The sequence below is a fragment of the Streptomyces rectiverticillatus genome, from assembly GCF_013394065.1.
GTDB classification, from domain to species: Bacteria; Actinomycetota; Actinomycetes; order Streptomycetales; family Streptomycetaceae; genus Streptomyces; species Streptomyces rectiverticillatus.
On record NZ_CP040752.1, the window covers coordinates 4,026,097 to 4,048,144 of the forward strand.

20 protein-coding genes, 1 tRNA gene and 1 other RNA gene are annotated in these 22,048 nt (G+C 71.1%); 18 read left to right on the forward strand and 4 right to left on the reverse strand.

Features of this window, described 5'->3' with window-relative positions; translation table 11 throughout:
• The first annotated feature begins 116 nt into the window (after window positions 1-116).
• Window positions 117-884, forward strand: a complete 768-nt coding sequence (locus FGW37_RS17490; protein WP_179081901.1) for a GbsR/MarR family transcriptional regulator — start codon at window positions 117-119, stop codon at window positions 882-884.
• A gap of 24 nt (window positions 885-908) precedes the next feature.
• Here FGW37_RS17490 and FGW37_RS17495 read toward each other — a convergent pair whose 3' ends face one another.
• Window positions 909-2,333: an aminotransferase-like domain-containing protein gene (locus tag FGW37_RS17495; protein ID WP_179081902.1), complete on the reverse strand. Its 1,425-nt coding sequence runs from the start codon at window positions 2,331-2,333 to the stop codon at window positions 909-911.
• Between FGW37_RS17495 and FGW37_RS17500 the strand changes: the two genes are divergently transcribed.
• Window positions 2,332-3,570: an aminotransferase class V-fold PLP-dependent enzyme gene (locus FGW37_RS17500; protein ID WP_179081903.1), complete on the forward strand. Its 1,239-nt coding sequence runs from the start codon at window positions 2,332-2,334 to the stop codon at window positions 3,568-3,570. The genes FGW37_RS17495 and FGW37_RS17500 overlap by 2 nt on opposite strands.
• Entirely contained in the window at window positions 3,567-4,919 is a 1,353-nt protein-coding gene (locus FGW37_RS17505; protein WP_246430427.1) for an MFS transporter, read from the forward strand. The genes FGW37_RS17500 and FGW37_RS17505 overlap by 4 nt, the downstream gene beginning before the upstream one ends.
• Before the next feature lie 177 nt (window positions 4,920-5,096).
• Here FGW37_RS17505 and FGW37_RS17510 read toward each other — a convergent pair whose 3' ends face one another.
• Complete coding sequence (locus tag FGW37_RS17510; protein WP_179081904.1) at window positions 5,097-5,990, reverse strand: phosphorothioated DNA-binding restriction endonuclease; 894 nt, start codon at window positions 5,988-5,990, stop codon at window positions 5,097-5,099.
• Between the two features lie 205 nt (window positions 5,991-6,195).
• Here FGW37_RS17510 and FGW37_RS17515 point away from each other — a divergent pair, with 205 nt between their 5' ends.
• The 5 genes from FGW37_RS17515 to FGW37_RS17535 all read left to right on the forward strand — a co-directional run bounded on the left by FGW37_RS17515 (window position 6,196) and on the right by FGW37_RS17535 (window position 10,743).
• A complete protein-coding gene (locus FGW37_RS17515; protein ID WP_179081905.1) occupies window positions 6,196-6,678 on the forward strand; it encodes a flavodoxin family protein in 483 nt (160 codons plus the stop codon).
• Between the two features lie 371 nt (window positions 6,679-7,049).
• On the forward strand, window positions 7,050-7,358 hold the full coding sequence (locus FGW37_RS17520) for a hypothetical protein (protein WP_179081906.1): 309 nt from the start codon (window positions 7,050-7,052) through the stop codon (window positions 7,356-7,358).
• Window positions 7,359-7,634: 276 nt separating this feature from the next.
• Entirely contained in the window at window positions 7,635-8,402 is a 768-nt protein-coding gene (locus FGW37_RS17525) for a GNAT family N-acyltransferase (protein ID WP_179081907.1), read from the forward strand.
• On the forward strand, window positions 8,384-9,499 hold the full coding sequence (locus FGW37_RS17530; RefSeq protein ID WP_179081908.1) for a radical SAM family protein: 1,116 nt from the start codon (window positions 8,384-8,386) through the stop codon (window positions 9,497-9,499). The genes FGW37_RS17525 and FGW37_RS17530 overlap by 19 nt, the downstream gene beginning before the upstream one ends.
• Complete coding sequence (locus FGW37_RS17535) at window positions 9,496-10,743, forward strand: cytochrome P450 (protein ID WP_179081909.1); 1,248 nt, start codon at window positions 9,496-9,498, stop codon at window positions 10,741-10,743. Before FGW37_RS17530 ends, FGW37_RS17535 begins: the two co-directional genes overlap by 4 nt.
• 127 nt (window positions 10,744-10,870) lie before the next feature.
• Here the strand turns inward: FGW37_RS17535 and FGW37_RS17540 are convergent, their stop codons facing one another.
• Together FGW37_RS17540 and FGW37_RS17545 are read right to left on the reverse strand one after the other, a co-directional pair.
• A complete protein-coding gene (locus FGW37_RS17540; RefSeq protein WP_179081910.1) occupies window positions 10,871-11,059 on the reverse strand; it encodes a hypothetical protein in 189 nt (62 codons plus the stop codon).
• A 131-nt stretch (window positions 11,060-11,190) separates the two neighbouring features.
• Window positions 11,191-11,278 (reverse strand) — tRNA-Ser (locus FGW37_RS17545).
• A 99-nt stretch (window positions 11,279-11,377) separates the two neighbouring features.
• On the opposite strand from FGW37_RS17545, the gene ffs reads away from it, so the two are divergent.
• The 10 genes from ffs (at window position 11,378) to FGW37_RS17595 (ending at window position 21,827) form a co-directional block, all read left to right on the forward strand.
• Window positions 11,378-11,472, forward strand: an RNA gene (gene ffs / locus FGW37_RS17550) — signal recognition particle sRNA small type.
• A 110-nt stretch (window positions 11,473-11,582) separates the two neighbouring features.
• Entirely contained in the window at window positions 11,583-13,946 is a 2,364-nt protein-coding gene (locus FGW37_RS17555) for a DNA polymerase III subunit gamma and tau (protein WP_179081911.1), read from the forward strand.
• A gap of 218 nt (window positions 13,947-14,164) precedes the next feature.
• The gene (locus FGW37_RS17560; RefSeq protein ID WP_179081912.1) at window positions 14,165-14,509 is read left to right on the forward strand and encodes a YbaB/EbfC family nucleoid-associated protein; all 345 of its coding nucleotides are present in this window, start codon (window positions 14,165-14,167) and stop codon (window positions 14,507-14,509) included.
• Window positions 14,510-14,625: 116 nt separating this feature from the next.
• A complete protein-coding gene (recR, locus tag FGW37_RS17565; RefSeq protein ID WP_168095114.1) occupies window positions 14,626-15,225 on the forward strand; it encodes a recombination mediator RecR in 600 nt (199 codons plus the stop codon).
• Window positions 15,218-15,874, forward strand: a complete 657-nt coding sequence (locus FGW37_RS17570) for a DUF5063 domain-containing protein (protein ID WP_179081913.1) — start codon at window positions 15,218-15,220, stop codon at window positions 15,872-15,874. The genes recR and FGW37_RS17570 overlap by 8 nt, the downstream gene beginning before the upstream one ends.
• Before the next feature lie 168 nt (window positions 15,875-16,042).
• Window positions 16,043-17,095 carry a methyltransferase gene (locus tag FGW37_RS17575; RefSeq protein ID WP_179081914.1) on the forward strand — a complete coding sequence of 351 codons (1,053 nt, stop codon included), beginning with the start codon at window positions 16,043-16,045 and terminating at the stop codon, window positions 17,093-17,095.
• Window positions 17,096-17,447: 352 nt separating this feature from the next.
• Window positions 17,448-18,719: an aspartate kinase gene (locus FGW37_RS17580; protein ID WP_058045511.1), complete on the forward strand. Its 1,272-nt coding sequence runs from the start codon at window positions 17,448-17,450 to the stop codon at window positions 18,717-18,719.
• Window positions 18,716-19,822 (forward strand): aspartate-semialdehyde dehydrogenase, encoded by a 1,107-nt coding sequence (locus FGW37_RS17585; RefSeq protein WP_179081915.1) that lies wholly within the window; start codon window positions 18,716-18,718, stop codon window positions 19,820-19,822. The genes FGW37_RS17580 and FGW37_RS17585 overlap by 4 nt, the downstream gene beginning before the upstream one ends.
• Window positions 19,823-20,103: 281 nt before the next feature.
• Complete coding sequence (locus FGW37_RS17590) at window positions 20,104-20,763, forward strand: SigE family RNA polymerase sigma factor (protein ID WP_336004131.1); 660 nt, start codon at window positions 20,104-20,106, stop codon at window positions 20,761-20,763.
• The gene (locus FGW37_RS17595; RefSeq protein WP_179081916.1) at window positions 20,760-21,827 is read left to right on the forward strand and encodes a hypothetical protein; all 1,068 of its coding nucleotides are present in this window, start codon (window positions 20,760-20,762) and stop codon (window positions 21,825-21,827) included. Before FGW37_RS17590 ends, FGW37_RS17595 begins: the two co-directional genes overlap by 4 nt.
• The last annotated feature ends 221 nt before the right edge of the window (window positions 21,828-22,048 follow it).

Below are 22,048 nucleotides of genomic sequence, written 5' to 3' on the forward strand. Positions count from 1 at the left end.
GAGATCGTTGCAACGCTTCTGAATTTAACGCAACGACAGGGACCTCACTCGTTGCAATGAATTGAGAGTGAACGCTATTCTGGAGGCAGGCACCGACAAGAACGAAGGAGACCGCGATGCCGGGAGGCAGGCTCACTCAGCAGGACCGCCAGCAGATCGCGCTGGGCCTGGCCGACGGCCTCGCCTACGCGGAGATCGCCAGACGCCTCGACCGTCCGACCTCGACGATCACGCGTGAGGTGATGCGCAACGGCGGTCCCACCGCCTACCGCGCCGACCTTGCCCACCGCGCCACCGAACGCCGCACCCACCGGCGCAAGCAGGCCGCGCCCCAGGGGCCGGAGATGCCCCCGCAGGCCCACGGACGCGACGCCGAGGCCGTGCGCGAGTACGAGGAGACGTTCACCACCATCCTCATGGCCTCAGGTGTGCCCAAGATGATGTCCCGGGTGCTGACCTGCCTCACCCTCACCGACGCCGGCAGCCTCACCGCGTCCGAACTCGTCCAGCGCCTCCAGGTCAGCCCGGCGTCCATCTCCAAAGCGATCACGTTCCTCGAGAGCCAGGGCCTCGTCCGCAGGGAACGCGACGAACGCCGCCGCGAGCGCTACGTCGTCGACGACGATGTCTGGTACCAATCGATGATGGCCAGCGCCCGCGCCACCGCCCAGCTCGTCGAGATCGCACGGCAGGGCGTCGGCATCCTCGGCCCCGACACCCAGGCCGCCGCCCGCCTCGAAAACATCGCCCGCTTCGTCGACTTCGTCTCCGAGAGCATCGTCCGCGCCGCAGAACAGGCCCGCGACATCCTCCACACGAAGCCCGAAACAACCCCAGGCGCCACCACCAAGCCGCATTCAGAGCCGCATTCAGACCGCGGATAGACGGCCTGTCATTTAGACGGCCTGTCACTCCCGCCCAGGGCCGAGATCCGCAAGCGCGGCGCCCAGCCGGCGCACACCTTCGGTCAGCTCGGCGAGGTCAGCCGTGGCAGCGAACCCGATACGCAGGTGAGCCGCGGACGGCTCGGTGGCGAAGCAGCGGCTGCCGGCGCTCACGGCGACGCCCCGTTGCCGGGCGGCGCTCGTCAGGACGGTGTCATCCACGCCGGGCGGCAGGCGAACCCACTGGTGCAGTCCGCCTGTAGGCGGCGGCGCGGCCAAGGCCGCGCCGGGGAGCTCCCGGGTGACCGCGGCGGTCAGCACGGCGCACCGCTCCCTGAGTGCCGCGCCGAGAGACCGGACGTGCCGGTCCCAGGACGGAGAACTGAGCACCTCCAGCGCGGCCTCCTGGAGCGGGCGGGTGACGAAGAAGTCGTCGACCAGGCGCACCGCCCGCATGCGCTCCATCACCGGCCCTCGGGCCACCAGCGCCCCGATCCGCAGGCTCGGTGCCGCGGGCTTGGTCAGTGAGGTCACGTAGACGACTGTGCCGTCGGAGTCGTCGGCCACCAGTGGCCGCGGCACCGGGCCGCCGTGTCCCAGGTGCCGCGCGAAATCGTCCTCGATCACGAACGCGCCCGAAGCGCGCGCCACGTCGAGGACCTGGCCGCGGCGTTCGGGCGCCAGCACAGCGCCGGTCGGGTTCTGGTAGGTCGGCTGGCAGTACAGCAGCCGTGCACCGGTCATCGCGAACGCGTCGGCCAGCAGGTCGGGCCGCAGGCCGTCGGCGTCGAGCGGGACCGGCACCGGCCGCAGTCCCGCGGCGCGGGCTGCGGCCAACGCCCGGGGATAGGTGGGGGATTCCACCAGGACCGGGCTGCCGGGCCCGGCGATGGCCCGGAACGCGATCGACAGCGCGCTCTGCCCACCCGCGGTGACGAGCACGTCCTCCGGTGCCACACTGCCGCCGACGACCTGGGCGAACACGGTGCGCAGCGCCATCAGACCGCCGGCCGGGGCGCGGTCCCAGGCGTCCGGACGACGCGCCGCCCGAGCCAGCGCGGCGCTCAGGACCCGGGTGGGCTGGAGCGAGCGGTGCGCGTAGCCGCCGTCCATCGTGATCGTCCCGGCCGGTGGCGGTCCGAGCGGGTCGGCGACCAAGTGGGTGTCGACGGCTCGGTCGGTGAGGGCGACCGTCTGCCAGGCCGTGTCAGGCGCAGTGGCTCCGCCGTGCGGTCGGGCGCGCTGCGCCACGTACGTCCCACTGCCCGGACGGGTCACCACCGCGCCCTCGGCGGCCAGTGCGGCGATGGCCCGCGCGACGGTCGCAGGGCCGACCCGGTACTCCTTGATCAGGTCCCGGCTGCTCGGCAGCCGGTCGCCGGGCGACAGGCGGGAGAGCAGCGTACGAAGTCTGTCGGCCAACTCACCAGAAGTGCTACCGTTATTCATGAGAGATCATGGTAGCGCTTCTGTATTTGCCCCGGAAGCACTTCGGCTGGACGTCGCCGCTCTGCGGGCCGACACCCCCGGGTGCCGGCGGGTCATCCACTTCAACAACGCGGGCTGTGGGCTGCTGGCAGCCCCGGTCCTCGACGCGATGGTCAGCCATCTGAACCTTGAGGCGCGGATCGGTGGTTACGAGGCGTCGGCCGCCCAAGCGGCCGAAGTCCGCGAGTTCTACACGGAGATCGCCGCCCTCATCAACACCACGCCCGAGAACATCGCCTTCGCGGGCAGCGCCACCCACGCCTACGCCAACGCCCTGTCGTCGATCCCGTTCGAGGCAGGCGACGTCATCCTCACCACCCGCGACGACTTCGTCTCCAACCAGATCGCCTTCCTGTCCCTGCGCAAGCGATTCGGCGTACGCATCGTCCACGCGCCCGACACACCCGAGGGCGGGGTCGATGTGGAGGCGATGGCCGCGCTGATGCGGACCCACCGCCCGCGCCTGGTGTCCGCCACCCATGTCCCCACCAACTCGGGGCTCGTCTCGCCGATTGCTGAAATCGGCCGCCACTGCCGTGAGATGGACCTGCTCTACCTGGTCGACGCCTGCCAGTCGGTGGGCCAGTTCGTCATCGACGTGGAAGAGATCGGCTGCGACCTCCTCACCGCCACCTGCCGCAAATTCCTCCGTGGCCCGCGCGGCTCCGGGTTCCTCTACGTCTCCGATCGCGTGCTGCGCGCGGGCTACGAACCGCTGTTCATCGACATGCACGGCGCCCGCTGGACCGAGCCGGGCGGCTACGAGCCCGTCGGGACGGCGGCCCGGTTCGAGGAGTGGGAGTTCCCCTACGCCACGGTGCTCGGCAGCGCCGCCGCGACGCGCTATGCGCGCGAGGTCGGCATCGAGGCCGTCGAGCAGCGCACACCGGCGCTCGCAGCCCGGCTGCGCGACCGGCTCGAACCCGTACCCGGGGTGCGCGTACTCGACCGCGGCCCGCGTCTTGCCGCGCTCGTCACCTTCGGCGTGCAGGGCTGGCAGCCGCATCCCTTCAAGGCGGCCATGGACGCCCGCGGCATCAACTCGGCACTGAGCTTCCGCGAGTTCGCGCAGTTCGACTTCGCGGACAAGGACGTCGACTGGTGTCTGCGCCTGTCGCCGCACTACTACAACACCGAGGAGGAGGTGGACCACGTCGCCGACGCGGTCGCGGACCTCGCCGGCCGGGGTCGGCGATGACAGCCGCGCAGACACGCGCCACGGGGCCGGACCCGGACCCGGAGCCGGATCCGGCCTCGGACCCGGTCCCGGCTCCGGAGCCGGATCGCCCGGAAAGCCTGTGGCGCAACGGAGACTTCCTCAGGTTCTGGCTCGGCGAAACGCTCTCGCTCCTCGGCACCCAGGTCACGAACCTCGCCCTGCCGCTGACCGCGATCACCGCCTTCAACGCCACCGACGAGCAGGTCGGTGTCCTGCGCTTCCTGCAACTCGTCCCGTACCTCGGACTCGCCCTGGTCTTCGGGGTGTGGGCGGACCGCGCCCGGCGCCGGCGGATCATGCTCGGCGCCAACCTCGTCCGGATGCTCCTGCTGGCCCTCGTGCCCGTCCTGTACTGGACGGACGCGCTCAGCATGGCCTCGCTGCTGGTGATCGCCTGTGCCGTCGGCGTCGCATCCGTGCTGTTCGACGTGAGCTGGATGTCGTACGTACCCACTCTCGTACGCGACCCCAAGCACTACGTCGAAGCCGGCGCCAAGATGGGGGTGAGCTCCTCGGCGTCCGATGTGGCGGGACCCGGGCTCGCCGGTGTCCTGATCGGCGCCCTGACCGCACCCGTGGCGCTGATCGTGGACGCGTTCTCCTATCTGGTGTCCCTGGTCTCGCTGCTGCTCATCCGCACCCCCGAGCCCCGCCCTCGACCCCCGGCCGTACGACGCCACGTGCCGACCGAACTCCGAGACGGCCTGCGCTGGGTCCTGAAGAACCCGGTCCTGCGGTCCCTTGCGCTGATCGGGTTCTGCTGCAACTTCTCCATGATCAGCGTGTGGACCATGTTCCTGCTGTACGGATCACGCGACCTGCACCTGGCCTCGACGACCCTCGGCGGCATCTTCGCCACCGCCTCCGTGGGCGGACTGATCGGCGCGGCGATCTCCCGCAGGGTCATCCGGCGCTTCCGGCTCGGTCTCGTCTACCTGGTCGCCCAGTCGACCCTTCTCATCGGCCCGACGCTGATCGCCCTGGCCGCCGGCCCCCGGCCGGTGATGGTGGGGATGTTCGTCCTCTCCTTCTTCACCACCTACCTCGGGCTCGGCGTCGCCGGCGTCATCATCGTCAGCCTGCGCCAGGCCAGTACCCCGCAGTCGATGATGGGCCGGATGACGGCGGTCTTCCGCACCCTGCTGTTCGGCGGCGGCGCACTCGGCGGCCTGTTCGCGGGCCTGCTGTCCGGCCGGATCGGAGCCGAGGACGCACTGACCGTGGCGGCGATCGGATCCGCCGCCGTACTGATCACGCTCGTCCTGTCCCCCGTGCGCCGCCTCCGCGACCTGCCATCGCCACCGGCCGACCCGGCCCCCGCAGCCTGAGACGGAAACGGAACGAAAACGGAACGGAAACGGAGACACGCGAAGGGCCCCACCGCGAACGGTGGGGCCCTTCGACTGGAGTGCCGAGTCATACCTTCTTGACGACGATCGAGTCCGGGACCAGCCGCTCCAGGTCGTCCACGTCTGCCGGATCCTCGGGGATCGACGATCCGGCGATCACGCGGCCGTTGCGGGGCGTGGGCTGCCGTGGAAGACCTGACTGGTGTGCCAGGAACGGTGGGCTTCCGCGACGGGGCGGGCACCCGGCTGAGGGCCGATGAGCGGCCTGCCCGCGAGCGCTATGACATGTTCTCGGGCGGCGGGGCTGCGGCCGACGAAGCGCTGCGAGACCAGGATGCGGTGGCCGTCGCCGAGCCCGAGGACGCCTTTGTCGAAGAGCTTGTGGTGCAGCGAGCAGAGGCACAGTCCGTTGTCGAGGTCGTCGGGGCCGCCGAACGCCCACCAGCGCACGTGCGCGGCCTCCAGCCCGACCGGCACCGTGCCGACCCTGCCGTCGTAGCCGCAGAAGGCGCACTGGTACTCGTAGGCCGTCAGCACCTGCTCCCGCATCCACGGGTCCCGTGATCTCCGCAGGGCCGAGAGCCGGCCGGCCTCGGCCGCCTCCAGCTCAAGGCCGACGGCTTCGCACAGTTCGCCGTGGAGCGAGGACGGGAAGTTCAGGTCGAGCAGTACCCGTGCCATCCGGCCGAGCAGCGATGGCTCTCGCCGCAGCGCCGCCCGCAGTTCAGGCGTAAGCCGTCCGCTGGCACCGGCCGCTCGTAGCTCCCGCACCCCGCTTCCCGGGCTGCCCGTCCCGCGATCGGTGCGGACTTCCCACACCCCATCGCTCACCAGATGGTGGAAGGGGTAGGCGGGTGTCGTCTTGTTGGGCGGACCGAACTCGGCCAGCAGCCGCTTCAGGTCTTCCTCCACAGCGCTGTATCGCAGTTCGCCGTCGGCATCCCGCTGAAACCGGCCGAGCGCGTACAGGAACAGCAGCGGCTTGTGCGGAGCACGGGTCCCGCCTCTGGTCCACTGCCTCAGCTTCGCGGTGCGCTCAAGCCAGTCCATGACCGGTGATCGTAGTAGCGCCTCGCCGAACAGGGCGCGAGTTCTCCACCGCCTTTGGCTACGCAGACATGACGCCGTGAATGCGGGAGAGGGGGAGGAGAGCGGGGTGCCGCGGCCGACAAGTGGCGGAGGCCATAGTCGATCAGTGTCACGGTCGCGGGGCGGGCGGTGTCCTACGGGTACCCGTAGAAAAAGGAGCATCGCCATGAAGGCCCTGATCGTGTGTGTCTCCGTATCGCACGGCAACACGAAGAAGATCGCCGACGCCATGAGCCACGTCCTGGATGCCCCTGTTGTCGACCCTGAGCAGGTCGACATGGCAGAGCTCTCCACCTGCGACCTCGTGGGATTCGGCTCGGGGGTCTTCTCGACGGCCTTCCATCCACGGCTGCGTCAGTTCATCGAGTCCCTCCCCGAGGGGGAACGACGCAGGGCATTCGTGTTTGCCACCAGTGGGCTCCCCGAAGCGCGCTTCCGGCCTTTCACCCGGCCCCTTGTGCGCCTTCTCGAGCGGAAGGGCTTCGAGGTGGTCAACACCTTCTCGTGTCGCGCGTGGGACACCTGGCTCCCGTTCAGGCCTGTCGGCGGTATCAGGAAGGGGCGCCCCGACGCCGCTGACCTGGAGGCGGCGCGCACGTTTGCCGAACGGCTGCGAGCTCGGATCGACTCCACCTCCCGACCGGACTGATTCGAACTCGTGAGGGGTGGCCCCCAACACGCTTTCCAACTGTTCGTCTTGGGTACGGGTGGGTGCGGGGTGGTTCTGACCTGGGTGAGGCAGCTTGAGGGCCGGGCTGTGGACGGCGCCGGGCAGGGGCGAATGCAACCAGAACTGCGACCAGGCCGGTGACCTGCGGGGCCCGTCGCCGCGGTCCATCACGGACGGCGATCTTCCTTCCCGGTGTCGGCTTGGCGTCTTGCGCCGACACCTCGCCGCCCGCGTCATCCGGATTCGGCGCATCCCACGAATAGGCGAATGCTCATCAGAAACGACATCCAGATCTTGGTTGGGCCGGTTGGGTGGGTGAGTTCTCGACGTTTCCCGAGGAAGGTGCCGTAATGAAGCGCGGTCTGTGTGTCCTGCCTCTTCGTCTGATCACGGTGGCGGCCGTCGCCGGGATGGCGGTGGCGGGTGCTTCCCCGGTGATGGCGGACGATCACGGGGGCAAGCCGCTGGTCAGTACGAAGAACTTGATGCAGGGGAGGACCGGTACTTACCTGAGCCCCGGCTCCGTCCAGGAGCGCAAGTTCGTCAACGACGGTACAGGGGCGGTGCTGCTCGACTCCGCGAACGTGCGGCAGGGCATCGCGTCCCGGATCGTGAGCCCCCACAGCGTCGACCGTGACGTCTTCGTCAACCGTGGCTAGGCGCGCGGCGTTTCTCCTGACGGGTGCGGTCGCGTTGGTGACCGGTCTCCTCGCGGGATCCGCTGATGCCGCCGCGGCCACCGCACCGCCCCTGGTGAATGCCGGGTGTGTGGGGCAGGGACTGCTGGTAGCTGTGGCCGACCATGGTTCGCGGTACACGGACCGCTACGTGTGCACCAGTCCGCAGGGAGCTGTGATCCTCGACCTGAGCCGGACTCTTCAAGGGGCGGCGGTCGCCGTCTGGAGCCCGGATCGGCAGAGCTCGCAGACCTTCGGGTGAGCCCGGGGCGTGGAGAGGTCCCCGTCGGCGTCGTCTCGCAGGTCGCACTGTCGTTGCGCTGGGTCCCTGCTGGGCCGCTCACCGTGGAACAGGCGGCGGCGGTGGCGGAGATCCGGGCGTTCCGGGGCAGGGCGTGGTACGAACCGGTGGCCCGGCCATGGTTCCGCGGGGCCGACGGCGGCCATGACGACGCCGGGGAGGACGAGCGGTACGACAGGGCCGCCTGGCACTGTCTGGCCAGAGGCGCAGAGGGACAACTGCTCGGCTGTGCGCGTGTCACTCCGGTGGCCGTGGCGGCCTCCAGTCCGGTCCTGGCCGGACTCGACGCCGCGTCCCGGGCCGACGTGCTGTGCCGGATGGGCCAGCCGGCGCGCGGCGCGGGTGTGGAGCTGGGCAAGCTGGCCGTCGCGCCGGACCGCCGGGGAGGGCCGGTTGCCTCCGTCCTCGTCGCGCTGTCCCTCGCGGTCGGCCGTGCCCTGGGCAGCGGCCGTGCCTGGGGCTTCGTCGCCACCGGCCGGGGGCAGGACCGTTTCCTCGCCCACTACGGCTGCCGGGATCTGGGCCAGGAGCGTCCGTACCCGCTGTACGGAGAGGTGACCCGCCTCATGTGGTGCGATCTGACGGCTCCGGCAGGCAGGTTCGAGGCACTGGTCGGCGACCTGGTGTGCCGTGTCCGCCACTGCGGGGCCCTCGGTCGCATCGCTCACGACGGCTCCGAAGAACGCGCTGACGAAAGGACCGATCCATGCCGACCGTCCCCGTAGAGGTACGGCCGACCGCGCGCTACATCCGGGACCGGCTGCGCGACATCAGAGCCACGGACCCCGAGCTGGCGCGGCGCCTGCAATGCCTGCAGCGCTTCTCCCGCACGGTTCGCACCAACGTGGTGTTCTTGACGAAGGCGTGCAACATCCGCTGCGAGGGCTGCTGGTACTTCGGGCACCAGATGGATCAGGGCGTCACGGAGGTCTCCGGCGAGGGCGGACAGGACACCGCCGACGCCTTCGCCCGGCAGCTCGCCGACAGCGGTATCAGCCACGCCATGCTCCTCGGCGGCGAACCCACGCTGGTTCCCGACCGTATCCGCGCCTTCACACGGCACATCGAGTACGTCACCGTGGTTACCAACGGACTGCGTCCGCTGCCCCGAGACGAGGGGTTCGAGCGGGTCAACATCGCCGTCTCCGTCTTCGGAGGCGGGCCACTGGACGACCAGTTGCGCGGCATTCGTCCCAACGGCACGCGCTTCAGTGGGCTGTTCGACAGCGCCCTGAGCAACTACCGTGACGACCCGCGTGCGGTGTTCATCTACGCGCTCTCCGAAGACGGCACCGACTACATCGAGAAGACCGTCCACCGGATCCACGACAACGGCAACCAGGTCACCTTCAGCTTCTACAGCGCCTACGGCACCGACACACCCCTGCCTCCGGAATCCGACCGCCGCGATGCCCTGCTGGCCGAGGCGCTACGTGTCCGGCAGCAGTATCCCGGGACTGTGGCCAGCCATCCGTACTACATCCGCACGGCCATCACCGGCCGGTCCCACTGGGCGGAATTCGGCTACGACGTCTGCGCCACGGTCAGCGAGCGGTACCCCGCCCACGCGGATCGGCTGGCCAACGGCAATCCCGTCCTTCCCGGTTTCGCCGCATACCGGCCGGACCTGGAGACGGTGCAGTTCTGCTGCACCTCCGGGGACTGCGGCGGCTGCCGGGACAGCCAGGCGGTGCAGAGCTGGCTGCTGGTCAGTCTCCCGTATTTCCTCGACAGTCCGGCACGGCTTCGCGAGTGGGTCGAGCTGGCCGAGTGCTTCTACCGCCAGTACTACTGGTCGCCCTATCACCCAGGAGCCGCATGAACACCCCGGTCACCGAGCGCGTCATCCGGCCCGGCGAGACCGACGTGCTCGCCGCGATCACCGACCCCGTCATCAAGCAGGATCCGTACCCCTTTCTCGACCGTGTGCGGGAACAGTCCCCGGTCCACCGCAACCCCACCGGCGGAGTGTGGTTCGTCAGCCGGCACGCCGACGCCCTGCGTGTGCTGCGCGACCCGCTGTTCCGCGCCCCGAGCCACGCCGAACTCGTCGAGCGCTTCCCCCGCTACCGCACGTCCCGGGCACTGCGGTCCTTCCTGGACAGCATGGTCGTGACCAACCCGCCGGAACACACCCGGCTGCGCAAGGCCACGAGCCAGTACCTCTCTCCCCGCAGGACACAGCACTTCCGGGCCATCTGTGAGCGCCACTGCGACCGGCTCCTGCCGCCACTGGCCGAGCGGTTGCGCGACGGGGAAACGGTCGACCTCCACGCCGACCTGGTCTACCCCTTCAGCTGGAACGTCATCTCCGACGTCGTGGGCGTCCCGGCGGCCGATCGCCCCGCCCTGGCCGCCTGCGCCCTGCCCGCCATCGCCGCCGTCAACCCGGGCACCGGCGAACAGCAGCTTCAGCAGGCCGACGACGCCAGCGCTCAGCTCGAGACGTACTTCGCCGCACTCCTCGCACACCGCCGGGGCGACCCGGCATGTGACCCGGAGCAGGACCTGGCCTCCTGTCTGGCCGGCCAACTGTCCGAACGCGACGCCGTCTCGGCCCTGTGGATCCTGTGGACGGCCGGCTACGAAAGCACCGTCGGCGGCATCGACACCGGCGTACTCGCCATGCTCACCCACCACGACCAGGCGCGATTCCTGGACGGCACCCCACAGGAGGCCGACGCGTTCGTCACCGAGTGCCTCCGCCATGACCCCCCTGTCTCGTCCACCGGCACCCCCCGGATGCCCAGCCGGCCCGTCGAGCTCAGCGGCGTGCTCGTACCACCCGAGGCCGACGTGCGGGTCCTTGTCGGTGCGGCCAACCGCGACCCCGAGGCATTTGCCGAACCCCACCGCTTCCTGCCCGGCCGCACCGAGAACGCTGCCCCCGTCACCTTCGGCCACGGCCCCCACTATTGCCTCGGAGCGGGCCTCGCCAAGATCGAAATGGCCACCCTTCTCACCCGGCTGCGCCGTGAGCTTCCCGGCCTGACCCTCGCAGCTCCTCCCCGCCGCCGCGAGGACGGAGCGCTTCGCTGCTTCGCAAGCCTGCACGTCAGCGTGTGACGGAGACGATGTCTCGATACCTCCAGACGTGGAAGGGCGTCCCCAGCAGCCCTCGCGTCTGTTCCGTCACCGACGATGCCGGCCATTGTGAGCAGCTTCACTCCGAGTGGTTCCCGCCCGCGCTCTGTCACCCCGAGAAGAAGCGGTGCAGCTGGAAGACCTGGTGCTGTCGAGCGCGACGGGGGACAGCGTGCCGGTCTACGCGCCGAACCGAGGCGGCGGCCGTGCCGGGCGTCACGTGTCCGCTGTTGATCACGCCGGTCGAGCGTGCTGCGGCCTCCGCCGCGCGGCGGCGGTACGGGCGTGACGCAGCCATGTTCTGCAGCGTCTGCCGCGCCGTCTTGAACGGCCGCTAGCGGCAACTGCAACCAAAACTGCAACCACGGAACGCCGAAGGCCCCGGCCGGTTTCCCGGTCGGGGCCTTCGGTTCGTGCCCGGTGAGGCACTGGCGGAGGATACGAGATTCGAACTCGTGAGGGGTTGCCCCCAACACGCTTTCCAAGCGTGCGCCCTAGGCCTCTAGGCGAATCCTCCGCCGCAAACAATACAAGACGCGGAGGGGTGCTCGCGAACGCCTGGTCCGGAGGTGGGGGAGCGGGTACGGGCACTGCCCGGGATCCGCTAGGCTGGGGGCAAGCCCCTCACGTGGCGCTATCTCATCGAACTCCCCCAGGGCCGGAAGGCAGCAAGGGTAAGTGGGCTCTGGCGGGTGCGTGGGGGGCCCTTGTGTTTTCCGGGGTCCGCACCGGAGTCCATGCCAGGGGGCGTGCCGGGTGTTGCGGGGGTCTGTGGATGTGATCGAGACCACTTGTCAGTGCGGCCCGATATCGTCGTACGTGTGTCGTCCCTCGCGCTCTACCGCCGTTACCGTCCCGAGTCCTTCGCCGAGGTCATCGGGCAGGAGCATGTCACCACCCCGTTGCAGCAGGCGCTGCGGAACAACAGGGTCAATCACGCGTATCTGTTCAGCGGACCACGCGGCTGCGGCAAGACGACGAGCGCGCGCATCCTCGCCCGCTGTCTGAACTGCGAGCAAGGGCCGACGCCCACCCCGTGCGGGGAGTGCCAGTCGTGCCAGGACCTCGCGCGCAACGGGCGCGGTTCGATCGACGTGATCGAGATCGACGCCGCCTCCCACGGTGGTGTGGACGACGCCCGTGAGCTGCGGGAGAAGGCCTTCTTCGGGCCCGCCTCCAGCCGCTACAAGATCTACATCATCGATGAGGCCCACATGGTCACCTCGGCGGGCTTCAACGCCCTGCTGAAGGTGGTCGAGGAGCCGCCGGAGCACCTCAAGTTCATCTTCGCGACCACGGAGCCCGAGAAGGTCATCGGCACCATCCGGTCGCGCACGCACCACTACCCGTTCCGGCTCGTCCCGCCCGGCACACTGCGTGACTACCTGGGCGAGGTCTGCGAGCAGGAGAAGATCCCCGTCGAGGACGGCGTGCTGCCGCTCGTCGTGCGTGCCGGTGCCGGTTCCGTGCGTGACTCCATGTCCGTGATGGACCAGCTCCTCGCCGGCGCCGCCGAGGACGGTGTGACGTATGCCATGGCGACGTCCCTCCTGGGCTACACAGACGGTTCGCTGCTCGATGCCGTCGTCGACGCCTTCGCGGCGAACGACGGCGCCGCGGCCTTCGAGGTCGTCGACCGCGTGATCGAGGGCGGCAACGACCCCCGCCGCTTCGTGGCCGACCTCCTCGAGCGCCTGCGTGACCTGGTGATCCTCGCCGCCGTGCCCGACGCGGTCGAGAAGGGCCTCCTGGACGCCCCCGCCGATCTCGTCGAGCGCATGCAGGCCCAGGCCGGCGTCTTCGGGCCGGGCGAGCTCAGCCGCGCCGCCGACCTGGTCAACGAGGGCCTGACCGAGATGCGCGGGGCGACCTCGCCGCGGCTGCAGCTGGAGCTGATCTGCGCGCGCGTGCTGCTGCCCGCCGCGTACGACGACGAGCGGTCCGTACGGGCCCGGCTCGACAAGCTGGAGCGCGGTGCGGCCGCGCTCGTGACGGCTCCCATGGCGCCCGCAGCGGGCTACGTGCCGGGTCCCGGCGCGCACGCCCCTGACCAGGCGTACGGGCAGCCCGCGCCCGCCCCCGGGCTGTCGGGTCCGGCGGCCGCCCGCGCGGCGGTCTCCGGGGCTCCTGCACCCGCTGCCGCCCCCGCCCCGGCCGTCCCTGCCGCCCCGGTCGCCCAGCCGGCCCCGGTTGCCCAGCCGGCCCCGCCGACACATCAGGCCCCTCCGGCTCCGCAGGCCCCTCCGGCCCCCGCCCCGGAAGCCCCCGCCGCACGCCCCGCCGGTGCGTGGCCGACCGCTGCCGCGCCCGGCCAGGGCACCCCTGCCCAGGGCGCACCCACGGGCGGCCAGGCCCCCGCAGCCTCCCGCCCCGGCGCCTGGCCGACTGCCGCGGCCCCGGGCGGAGGCCCGGCCGCCCCGGCTCCGGCCCCCGCCGCGCCCGCCCCTGCACCTGCAGCCGCCGCCCCGGCCGCCTCCGGCGGGCCCGGGGCCGGATCCGGGTCCGGGGCCGGATCCGTCGGCGACCCCACCCAGGTCCGCCAGATGTGGCCTGCCATCCTGGACGCGGTCAAGAACCGCCGCCGCTTCACCTGGATCGTCCTCAGCCAGAACGCCGAGGTCGTCGGCTTCGACGGCACCACCCTCCAGGTCGGCTTCGCCAACGCCGGCGCGCGCGACAGCTTCGCCAACAGCGGCAGCGAGGAGGTCCTGCGCCAGGCGATCGGCGACGTCTACCAGGGCCAGGTCCAGTGGAAGATCGAGCTCGTCGTCGGCGGGGGAGGCGGCGGAGGCGGTGCGGGCGGCACCGGCACCGGCCCCGGCGCGCCCGCAGGCGGTTACGGCGGCGGCAGCGGCTTCGGCGGAGGGAGTGGTTTCGGCGGCGGCAGTAGCAGCGGCTACGCCCCCTCCGCGGCGGCCCCCGCCGCCCGGCCGGCCGCGGCCCCCGCCCCGGCCGCCCCGCAGCAGCCGCAGCAGTCCTACCAGGCGCAGGCGCCCGCTTCGCCCACGCCTCCGCCGCCTCCGGCGGCCCATGCGTACCGCGAGCCCGAGCCTCCGCCCGTCGCCCCCGAGGACGACATGCCCGCCGAGGACGACCCCGACCTCGACGACACGGCCCTGACCGGCCACGACCTGATCGTCCGCGAACTGGGCGCTACGGTCATCGAAGAGATCGCGAACGAGTAGGACGAGTAGAGCGAGCAGGACAGGCAGGACGGGCAGGGCAGGGCAGGTAGGCAGGACGGGCAGAGCAGGTAGAGCGCGCAGGGCGGGAACCCCTGGGTGCGCCGCATGCGCCCCAGGGCGCCCCCCGTTCTTCTTCGCCCGGCATGGAGCGCCGGAGGCGGCGAGCACGTAGGCTCGGGCTACCGAGACAAACGTCGTCGAGAGCCAGGAGCGAACCCGTGATTCCCGGTGGTGGCCAGCCCAACATGCAGCAGCTCCTCCAGCAGGCGCAGAAGATGCAGCAGGATCTCGCCGCGGCGCAGGAAGAGCTCGCCCGTACGCCCGTCGAGGGCTCCTCGGGCGGCGGCCTGGTGAAGGCCACGGTCACCGGCGCCGGAGAGCTCCAGGCCCTGGTGATCGACCCCAAGGCCGTCGACCCCGAGGACACCGAGACCCTCGCGGACCTCGTCGTCGCCGCCGTCCGTGACGCCAACGCCGCCGCGCAGCAGCTGCAGCAGCAGAAGCTCGGCCCGCTCGCCCAGGGCCTGGGCGGCGGCAGCGGCATCCCGGGCCTGCCGTTCTGACGGCGACGGCCCCCCGCCACATCCGACGGCAGCCCGGCGGCCCGGCGGCCCGGCAGCCCGGCCGCACCCGCCGCACCCACCACAGCTGAAGAAGACCGAGAAGGAGCATTCGATCCGTGTATGAAGGCGTGGTCCAGGACCTCATCGACGAGCTGGGCAGGCTGCCCGGCGTCGGTCCCAAGAGCGCGCAGCGGATCGCCTTCCACATCCTCCAGGCCGAGCCGGCCGACGTCCGCCGGCTCGCCCACGCCCTGACCGAGGTCAAGGCCAAGGTCCGCTTCTGCGCGGTCTGCGGCAACGTCGCCCAGGAGGAGCGGTGCCGGGTCTGCCAGGACCCGCGCCGCGACGCCTCGGTGATCTGCGTCGTGGAGGAGTCCAAGGACGTCGTCGCCATCGAGCGGACGAGAGAGTTCCGCGGCCGCTACCACGTGCTCGGCGGGGCGATCAGCCCCATCGAGGGCATCGGTCCCGACGATCTGCGCATCCGCGAGCTGCTCGCCCGGCTCGCGGACGGCACCGTCACCGAGCTGATTCTGGCCACCGACCCCAATCTGGAAGGTGAGGCCACCGCCACGTACCTCGCCCGCATGGTGAAGCCCATGGGGCTCAAGGTCACGCGGCTGGCCAGCGGCCTCCCCGTGGGGGGAGACCTTGAATATGCCGACGAGGTCACGCTCGGGCGTGCCTTCGAAGGGAGACGACTTCTCGATGTCTGACGCAACGCTGCACGACGCCAAGCGCGACCCCGACGACTTCGCGGTCTCGGTCGCGGACTCCATCGAGAGCTTCATCGTCGCCGTCGCCGAGGTGTCGCGCGGCGATGAGCCCGACAGCGCCGTTCCCTTCCTGCTGCTGGAGGTCTCCCAGCTCCTCCTCACCGGCGGCAGGCTCGGCGCGCACGAGGACTTCCTCCCCGACGAGCGGTACGAGCCCGACGTGGGCCCCGAGCCGGACCTCGACGAGCTGCGGGAGCGCTTCGCGCGGCTCCTCGACCCCGTGGACGTCTACTCGGAGGTCTTCGACCCGTACGTGCCGCGCACCGCCCCCGTCGCCTGCCGGATCTCCGACGACCTGGCCGACATCATCACCGACCTGCGGCACGGCATGGCCCACTACCGCGACGGCCGGGTCAGCGAGGCCCTGTGGTGGTGGCAGTTCTCCTACCTGTCCAACTGGGGGCCGACGGCCTCTGCCGCCCTCCGCGCCCTGCAGTCCCTGGTCGCCCACGTCCGCCTGGACCAGCCGCTGGACGAGCTGGGTGACCTCGACACGGACTCCGCGGCCACGGAGGAGCAGCTCGCCGAGGAGGCGGGCCGCGTCATGGAGGCGGAGATCGCGGGCCCGCTGGGCCTGCGCGGCGCCTGACCGGCACGGCACAGGCCACGCGCCGGCACCAGCACCAGCACCAGCACCGGCACGGCACCCGAAGTGGGCTGTGCGCAGCGCACTTCGGCCATAGTTGAGAATTTGACGTCCCCGTCCTCCCTCCCCTCGTAGCCTGCAAGGGCAGACCCGATACGAGGGGATGAGGACATGGACGTCACTCCCAGCACCGGCCATCCCGGCGCCGACCACCCCGGCACGAATCGCCCGGACCTGACAGGCCAGTTGAGCGAGGTCGCCTTCGGCCTCTTCCACGCCTCCGCACTGCGCGCCGTGACCATCCACCGCGTCGCCGACCACCTCGCCGGCGGCCCGCTGCAGCCCGACGAGCTCGCCCGCCGCGCGGGCCTGCACGGGCCGACGCTGCGCCGGTTACTGCGGCTGCTGGCCACGCGCGGCGTCTTCCAGGAGGACGGGGACGGCGCCTTCGGCCTCACCCCGTCCGCCGAGCTGCTCCGTACGGACGTGCCCGGCTCGGTGCACAGCGGGATGATCTGGCTCACCGAGGAGGTCTTCCTGCGCTCGGCAGCGGGTCTGGAGGACGCCCTGCGGACGGGCGAGACGCCGTTCGACGCGGCGTACGGCATGCCGTTCTTCGACTACCTGCACACCGACGCGGAGGCGCAGACCCGGTTCGACACGGGCATGGCCGCCATGTCCGGCCCGGAGGACGAGGCCGTCGCCGAGGCGTATACGTTTCCGGCCACCGGCACGGTGGTGGACGTCGGCGGCGGCCGGGGCGGCCTCCTGCGGGCCGTGCTCACCCGCAACCCCGGGCTGTCGGGCGTCCTGTTCGACCAGGAACAGACCGTCGCCGCGCACCTCTTGGACGTCAAGGAGACCGCGGGCCGCTGGCGTGCGGACGCCGGGAGCTTCTTCGAGGCGGTGACGCCCGGCGGTGACGTCTACCTGCTGAAGCACATCCTGCACGACTGGAACGACGAGGACTGCCTGCGCATCCTGCGCGCGATCCGCGCGGCGATCGCCCCCGGCGGCACGCTGCTGGCGGTGGACGCGATCCTGCCGCCGGGCAACGACCCGCACTTCGCCAAGGGGCTGGACCTCATCATGCTGGCCTGCCTGAGGGGCCGGGAGCGTACGGAGGAGGAGTTCCGCGCGTTGCTCGGCGAGGCGGGGTTCCGGGTGAACCGCGTCATCGCCACGGAGGCCTTCGCCTCGATCATCGAGGCGGCGGCGGTCTAGTCCCTGTAGCCCCTGCCGGGGAGGCCATCCACCACCCGGCGCGCCGTGGCGGGCCTGGAACATCGAGACGGCCCGCCCGCCTGCTCGACACGCGCTGTCTGCGTCGCGGCCGCCCGCCCCGCCACCAGGGCCGGGGCCGGCGCGCATCGCGGCGCGGACCCCCGTATGGTGCAGCTCACAAAGTGAGTGGCTCGGGCCGCAGAGGGAAGAAGCGACCGCGGACGGTCCGACGGAGCACCGTCCGCGATCAACGGCGCGGTCGACACGTCTCACCATGCGATATCGGCATGGCTGATTCCGACCGCTCGTTAGACTGAGCCGACCGCATTACACAGAGCTGCGAGGAGCGCACGTGGGCCTTGTCGTGCAGAAGTACGGAGGCTCCTCCGTTGCCGATGCCGAAGGCATCAAGCGGGTTGCCAAGCGAATCGTGGAAGCCAAGAAGAACGGCCACCAGGTGGTCGTCGTGGTTTCCGCGATGGGTGACACGACGGACGAGTTGATCGATCTCGCCGAGCAGGTTTCGCCGATGCCTGCCGGTCGTGAGTTCGACATGCTGCTGACCGCCGGAGAGCGGATCTCCATGGCGCTGCTGGCGATGGCGATCAAAAACCTCGGCCACGAGGCGCAGTCCTTCACGGGCAGCCAGGCCGGTGTCATCACGGACGCGGTCCACGGCAAGGCGCGCATCATCGACGTCACGCCGGGCCGCATCCAGCAGTCCGTGGACTCCGGCAACATCGCGATCGTGGCCGGTTTCCAGGGCGTGTCCCAGGACAGCAAGGACATCACGACCCTGGGCCGCGGCGGCTCGGACACCACCGCCGTCGCCCTGGCCGCCGCGCTGAACGCCGAGGTCTGCGAGATCTACACCGATGTCGACGGGGTCTTCACGGCCGACCCGCGGGTGGTGAAGAAGGCCCGCAAGATCGACTGGATCTCGTTCGAGGACATGCTGGAGCTCGCGAGCTCCGGTTCCAAGGTGCTGCTGCACCGCTGCGTCGAGTACGCACGCCGTTACAACATCCCGATCCACGTGCGCTCGTCCTTCTCGGGGCTCCAGGGCACCTGGGTCAGCAACGAACCGCAAGGGGACCAGCCGATGGAGCAGGCGATCATCTCGGGCGTCGCGCACGACACCTCCGAGGCCAAGGTCACGGTCGTCGGTGTGCCGGACAAGCCGGGTGAGGCCGCGACGATCTTCCGGGCGATCGCGGACGCCGAGATCAACATCGACATGGTCGTGCAGAACGTCTCCGCGGCGTCCACCGGCCTGACCGACATCTCCTTCACCCTCCCGAAGACCGAGGGCCGCAAGGCCGTCGAGGCGCTGGAGCGGACGAAGGAGCGCGTGGGCTTCGACTCGCTGCGCTACGACGACCAGATCGCGAAGATCTCGCTGGTCGGCGCCGGGATGAAGACCAACCCGGGCGTCACGGCGACGTTCTTCGAGGCCCTGTCGAACGCCGGGGTGAACATCGAGCTGATCTCGACCTCCGAGATCCGCATCTCGGTCGTCACCCGCGCCGACGACGTGAACGAGGCCGTCCGGGCGGTGCACTCCGCCTTCGGCCTGGACAGCGAGAACGACGAGGCCGTCGTCTACGGAGGCACCGGGCGATGACCGCCGGCCCCGCGGCCCGTACCGCCACCCGCCCGGGTGCCGGTACGGGCCGTAAGCCGGTGCTCGCCGTCATCGGCGCCACCGGTGCCGTCGGCACGGTCATGCTGGAGATCCTTTCGCAGCGTGCGGACGTGTGGGGCGAGATCCGTCTCGTCGCCTCCCCGCGCTCGGCCGGGCGCCGGCTGACCGTGCGCGGCGAGGAGACCGAGGTCGTCGCGCTGAGCGAGGAGGTCTTCGACGGCGTCGACGTCGCCATGTTCGACGTGCCGGACGAGGTCTCCGCCCGGTGGGCGCCGATCGCGGCGGCCAAGGGCACGGTTGTCGTCGACAATTCCGCCGCCTTCCGGATGGATCCGGACGTGCCGCTGGTGGTGCCCGAGGTGAACGCGCACGCGGCGCGGGTGCGCCCGCGCGGCATCGTCGCCACGCCCAACTGCACCACGCTGTCGATGATCGTCGCGGTGGCCGCGCTGCACGCCGAGTTCGGGCTCGGCGAGCTGGTCGTCTCCTCGTACCAGGCGGCTTCCGGGGCGGGCAAGGCGGGCGTCGACACGCTGCGGGCGCAGCTGGCCGCCGTGGCCGGCTCCTCCCTCGGGGCGCAGCCCGGCGACGTGCGCCGGGCGGTCGGGGACGCGCTGGGCCCCTTCCCGGCCCCCCTCGCGCTGAACGTGGTGCCGTGGGCCGGCTCGCTGCGGGAGGACGGCTGGTCCTCCGAGGAGCTCAAGATCCGCGACGAGTCCCGCAAGATCCTGGGGCTGCCGGACCTGCGGGTGGCGGCGACGTGCGTACGGGTCCCCGTGATCACCACGCACTCGCTGGCCGTGCACGCGCGCTTCGAGAACGAGGTCACGGTCGGGCAGGCGCACGAGATCCTGGCGAGCGCGCCGGGGGTCGTGCTGGTGGACGACCCGGCCGAGGGGGAGTTCCCCACGCCCGCCGACGCGGTGGGCACGGACCCGACCTGGGTGGGACGGGTGCGCCGGTCGATGGACGATCCGAAGGCGCTCGACTTCTTCGTATGCGGTGACAATCTGCGCAAGGGAGCGGCGTTGAACACGGCTCAGGTCGCCGAATGCGTGGCGGCGGAGCTGAGCACTCCCTAATCTGGAGAACTGGTGAAGGTCTTGAAGGTCCTGTGATCAAGTCGTTGGTCCAGACCTCTTGAACTGGGCAGATGAAGTGTTCGACGATGCGCTCCCCGCCCACTGCAACCGCCGGCGGCCGGGGGGCGTCTTTGCTGCCGTCTCTCAGGGCGGCAACAGAACCGGGGCATTGAGGAAGAGCTGGTACGCATGAGGGCATATGACGCATCGTCACGCGGCGCATCGTCAGACGCGGCGCCTCGCGTGTACAACCCTGACGGGGGGAAGCGTGTCCAACAGGCGTGGCAGAGGTCATCAGCATCGCAACCGCCCCGAGGCGCGGCGGCAGCGCACTGCGTCCGCGTTCCCACCCGTCGGGCGGCATGCCGGTGATCGCTCCCTGGCCGGCCGCCCGCACCGCCGCCCAGCTCCCGCCCCAGCGGGGGGACGCTGACGAAGCAATGGCAGCGGGCACCACAGTCGATCACCTCACCGAGACCTACAGGGCCCACTACCGCTCCCTGCTCGGCCTTGCCGCGCTGCTCCTCGACGACACCGCCTCCTGCGAGGACGTGGTCCAGGAGGCCTTCATACGGGTGCACTCCGCGCGCGGCCGGGTCAGGGACCCGGAGAAGACCCTCGCCTATCTGAGGCAGACTGTCGTCAATCTGTCCCGCTCGGCGCTCCGCCGCCGCATCCTCGGGCTGAAGCTGCTCTCCAAGCCGATGCCCGACATGGCGAGCGCCGAAGAGGGAGCGTACGAACAGCTGGAGCGCGACCAATTGATCAAAGCGATGCGCGGACTGCAACGCCGGCAGCGTGAAGTCCTCGTCCTCCGCTACTTCGCCGATATGACCGAGGCCCAGGTCGCCGAGACCCTGGGCCTCTCGCTCGGCTCGGTCAAGGCGTACGGGTCGCGGGGGATCGCGGCGCTCCGCGTCGCCATGGAGGCTCCGGCATGACCCGCCCCCCCTACGACGGGCCCGGTCCCGACGACGAGCGTGGCGGCGGCATGGACGAACAGACGCTCCGGCAGCTGCTGCAGGGCGCTGTCGAGGACATCGAGCCCGCTCCCGACGCGCTGGAGCACATCCGGCGCGCCGTGCCGGCCCGGCGTACCCGCCGCAGGCATGCCCTCGTGGGCGCCGCGGCCGCGCTGATCCTCGGTGGTACGGCCCTGCCCGCGGTCGTCCACGTCGCCACCACCGGTGACGAGGTCGAGGACCGCCACACCAATACGGCCAGCTCCCAGCACACCCCCGAGGAGCCGGGCGCCGAGTCCGGCGGGGTGGGCGACGGCGGGGGCCGGCCCGAGGAGGGCGAGGCCCGGAACCACGACGAGAAGCGGGAGCAGCGCAAGAACGAGGGGAGCAAGGGCAACGAGCCCAAGCCCGCCGCGTCCTCCCCCGCGGGCAGCCTCCCCGCGCCCACGAACACCTTCGCCGCCGTCTCCCCGATCTGTGACCGCGACCAGCTCGGCAAGGGCAGCGGCTCCATCGGCCCCGCCGACCGGGACGGCCGCGTCTACGGCGCCTTCCGCGTGGTCAACGTCTCCCGCGCCGTCTGTACGGTGGGCGGGCCCGGGACCGTCGCCGCGAGCCCGCGGGGCAGCGCCGAGAGCGGGCGCGTCTCCGTCGTCGACCACACGCCGGGCGACGCCGCGACCGGCCTGCCCGACCCCACGACCGAGCCCAGCGAGGTCATCCTCCAGCCCGGGCAGGCGTACGAGGTGAAGTTCGCCTGGATCCCGACGGCCGACGGCGCGCGCAACAGCTGCGCCAAGAACACCGGCGGGGCCTCTCCGGAGCCTTCCGCGGGCGGCGGGGCCAGTGCCTCCCCGGCCACCGGCACCGCGGCCGCCGCCCAGCAGCCGAGCGTGCCGGATTCGCCCCCGCCCACGCCGCCGCCGAGCGTCGTGCTCAGCCACACCCCCGACGTCGGCGAGCCGGCCATAGCCGACGCCAAGATCGACGACGCGTGTGCCGGCACCGTCTACCGGACGGGCCCGATCGCCACCGCGAGCTGACGGCGCCGGGGCGGGCCGTAACGGCCGCTGTGACGACCGTCCTGACGGCTGCCGTGACGACCCGCCTGATGCCTGCTGTGACCACTTGCCTGATGCTTGCCGTGAAGGCCGGTCCGACGCCTGCTGTGACGCCTGCCGTGACGCCTGTGCCGACGGTGGTGGCGGTGGTGGCGGTGCCCCCGGCAGGGGGCGGTGACCGCCCCCGCGGGCGTGCCCGTACC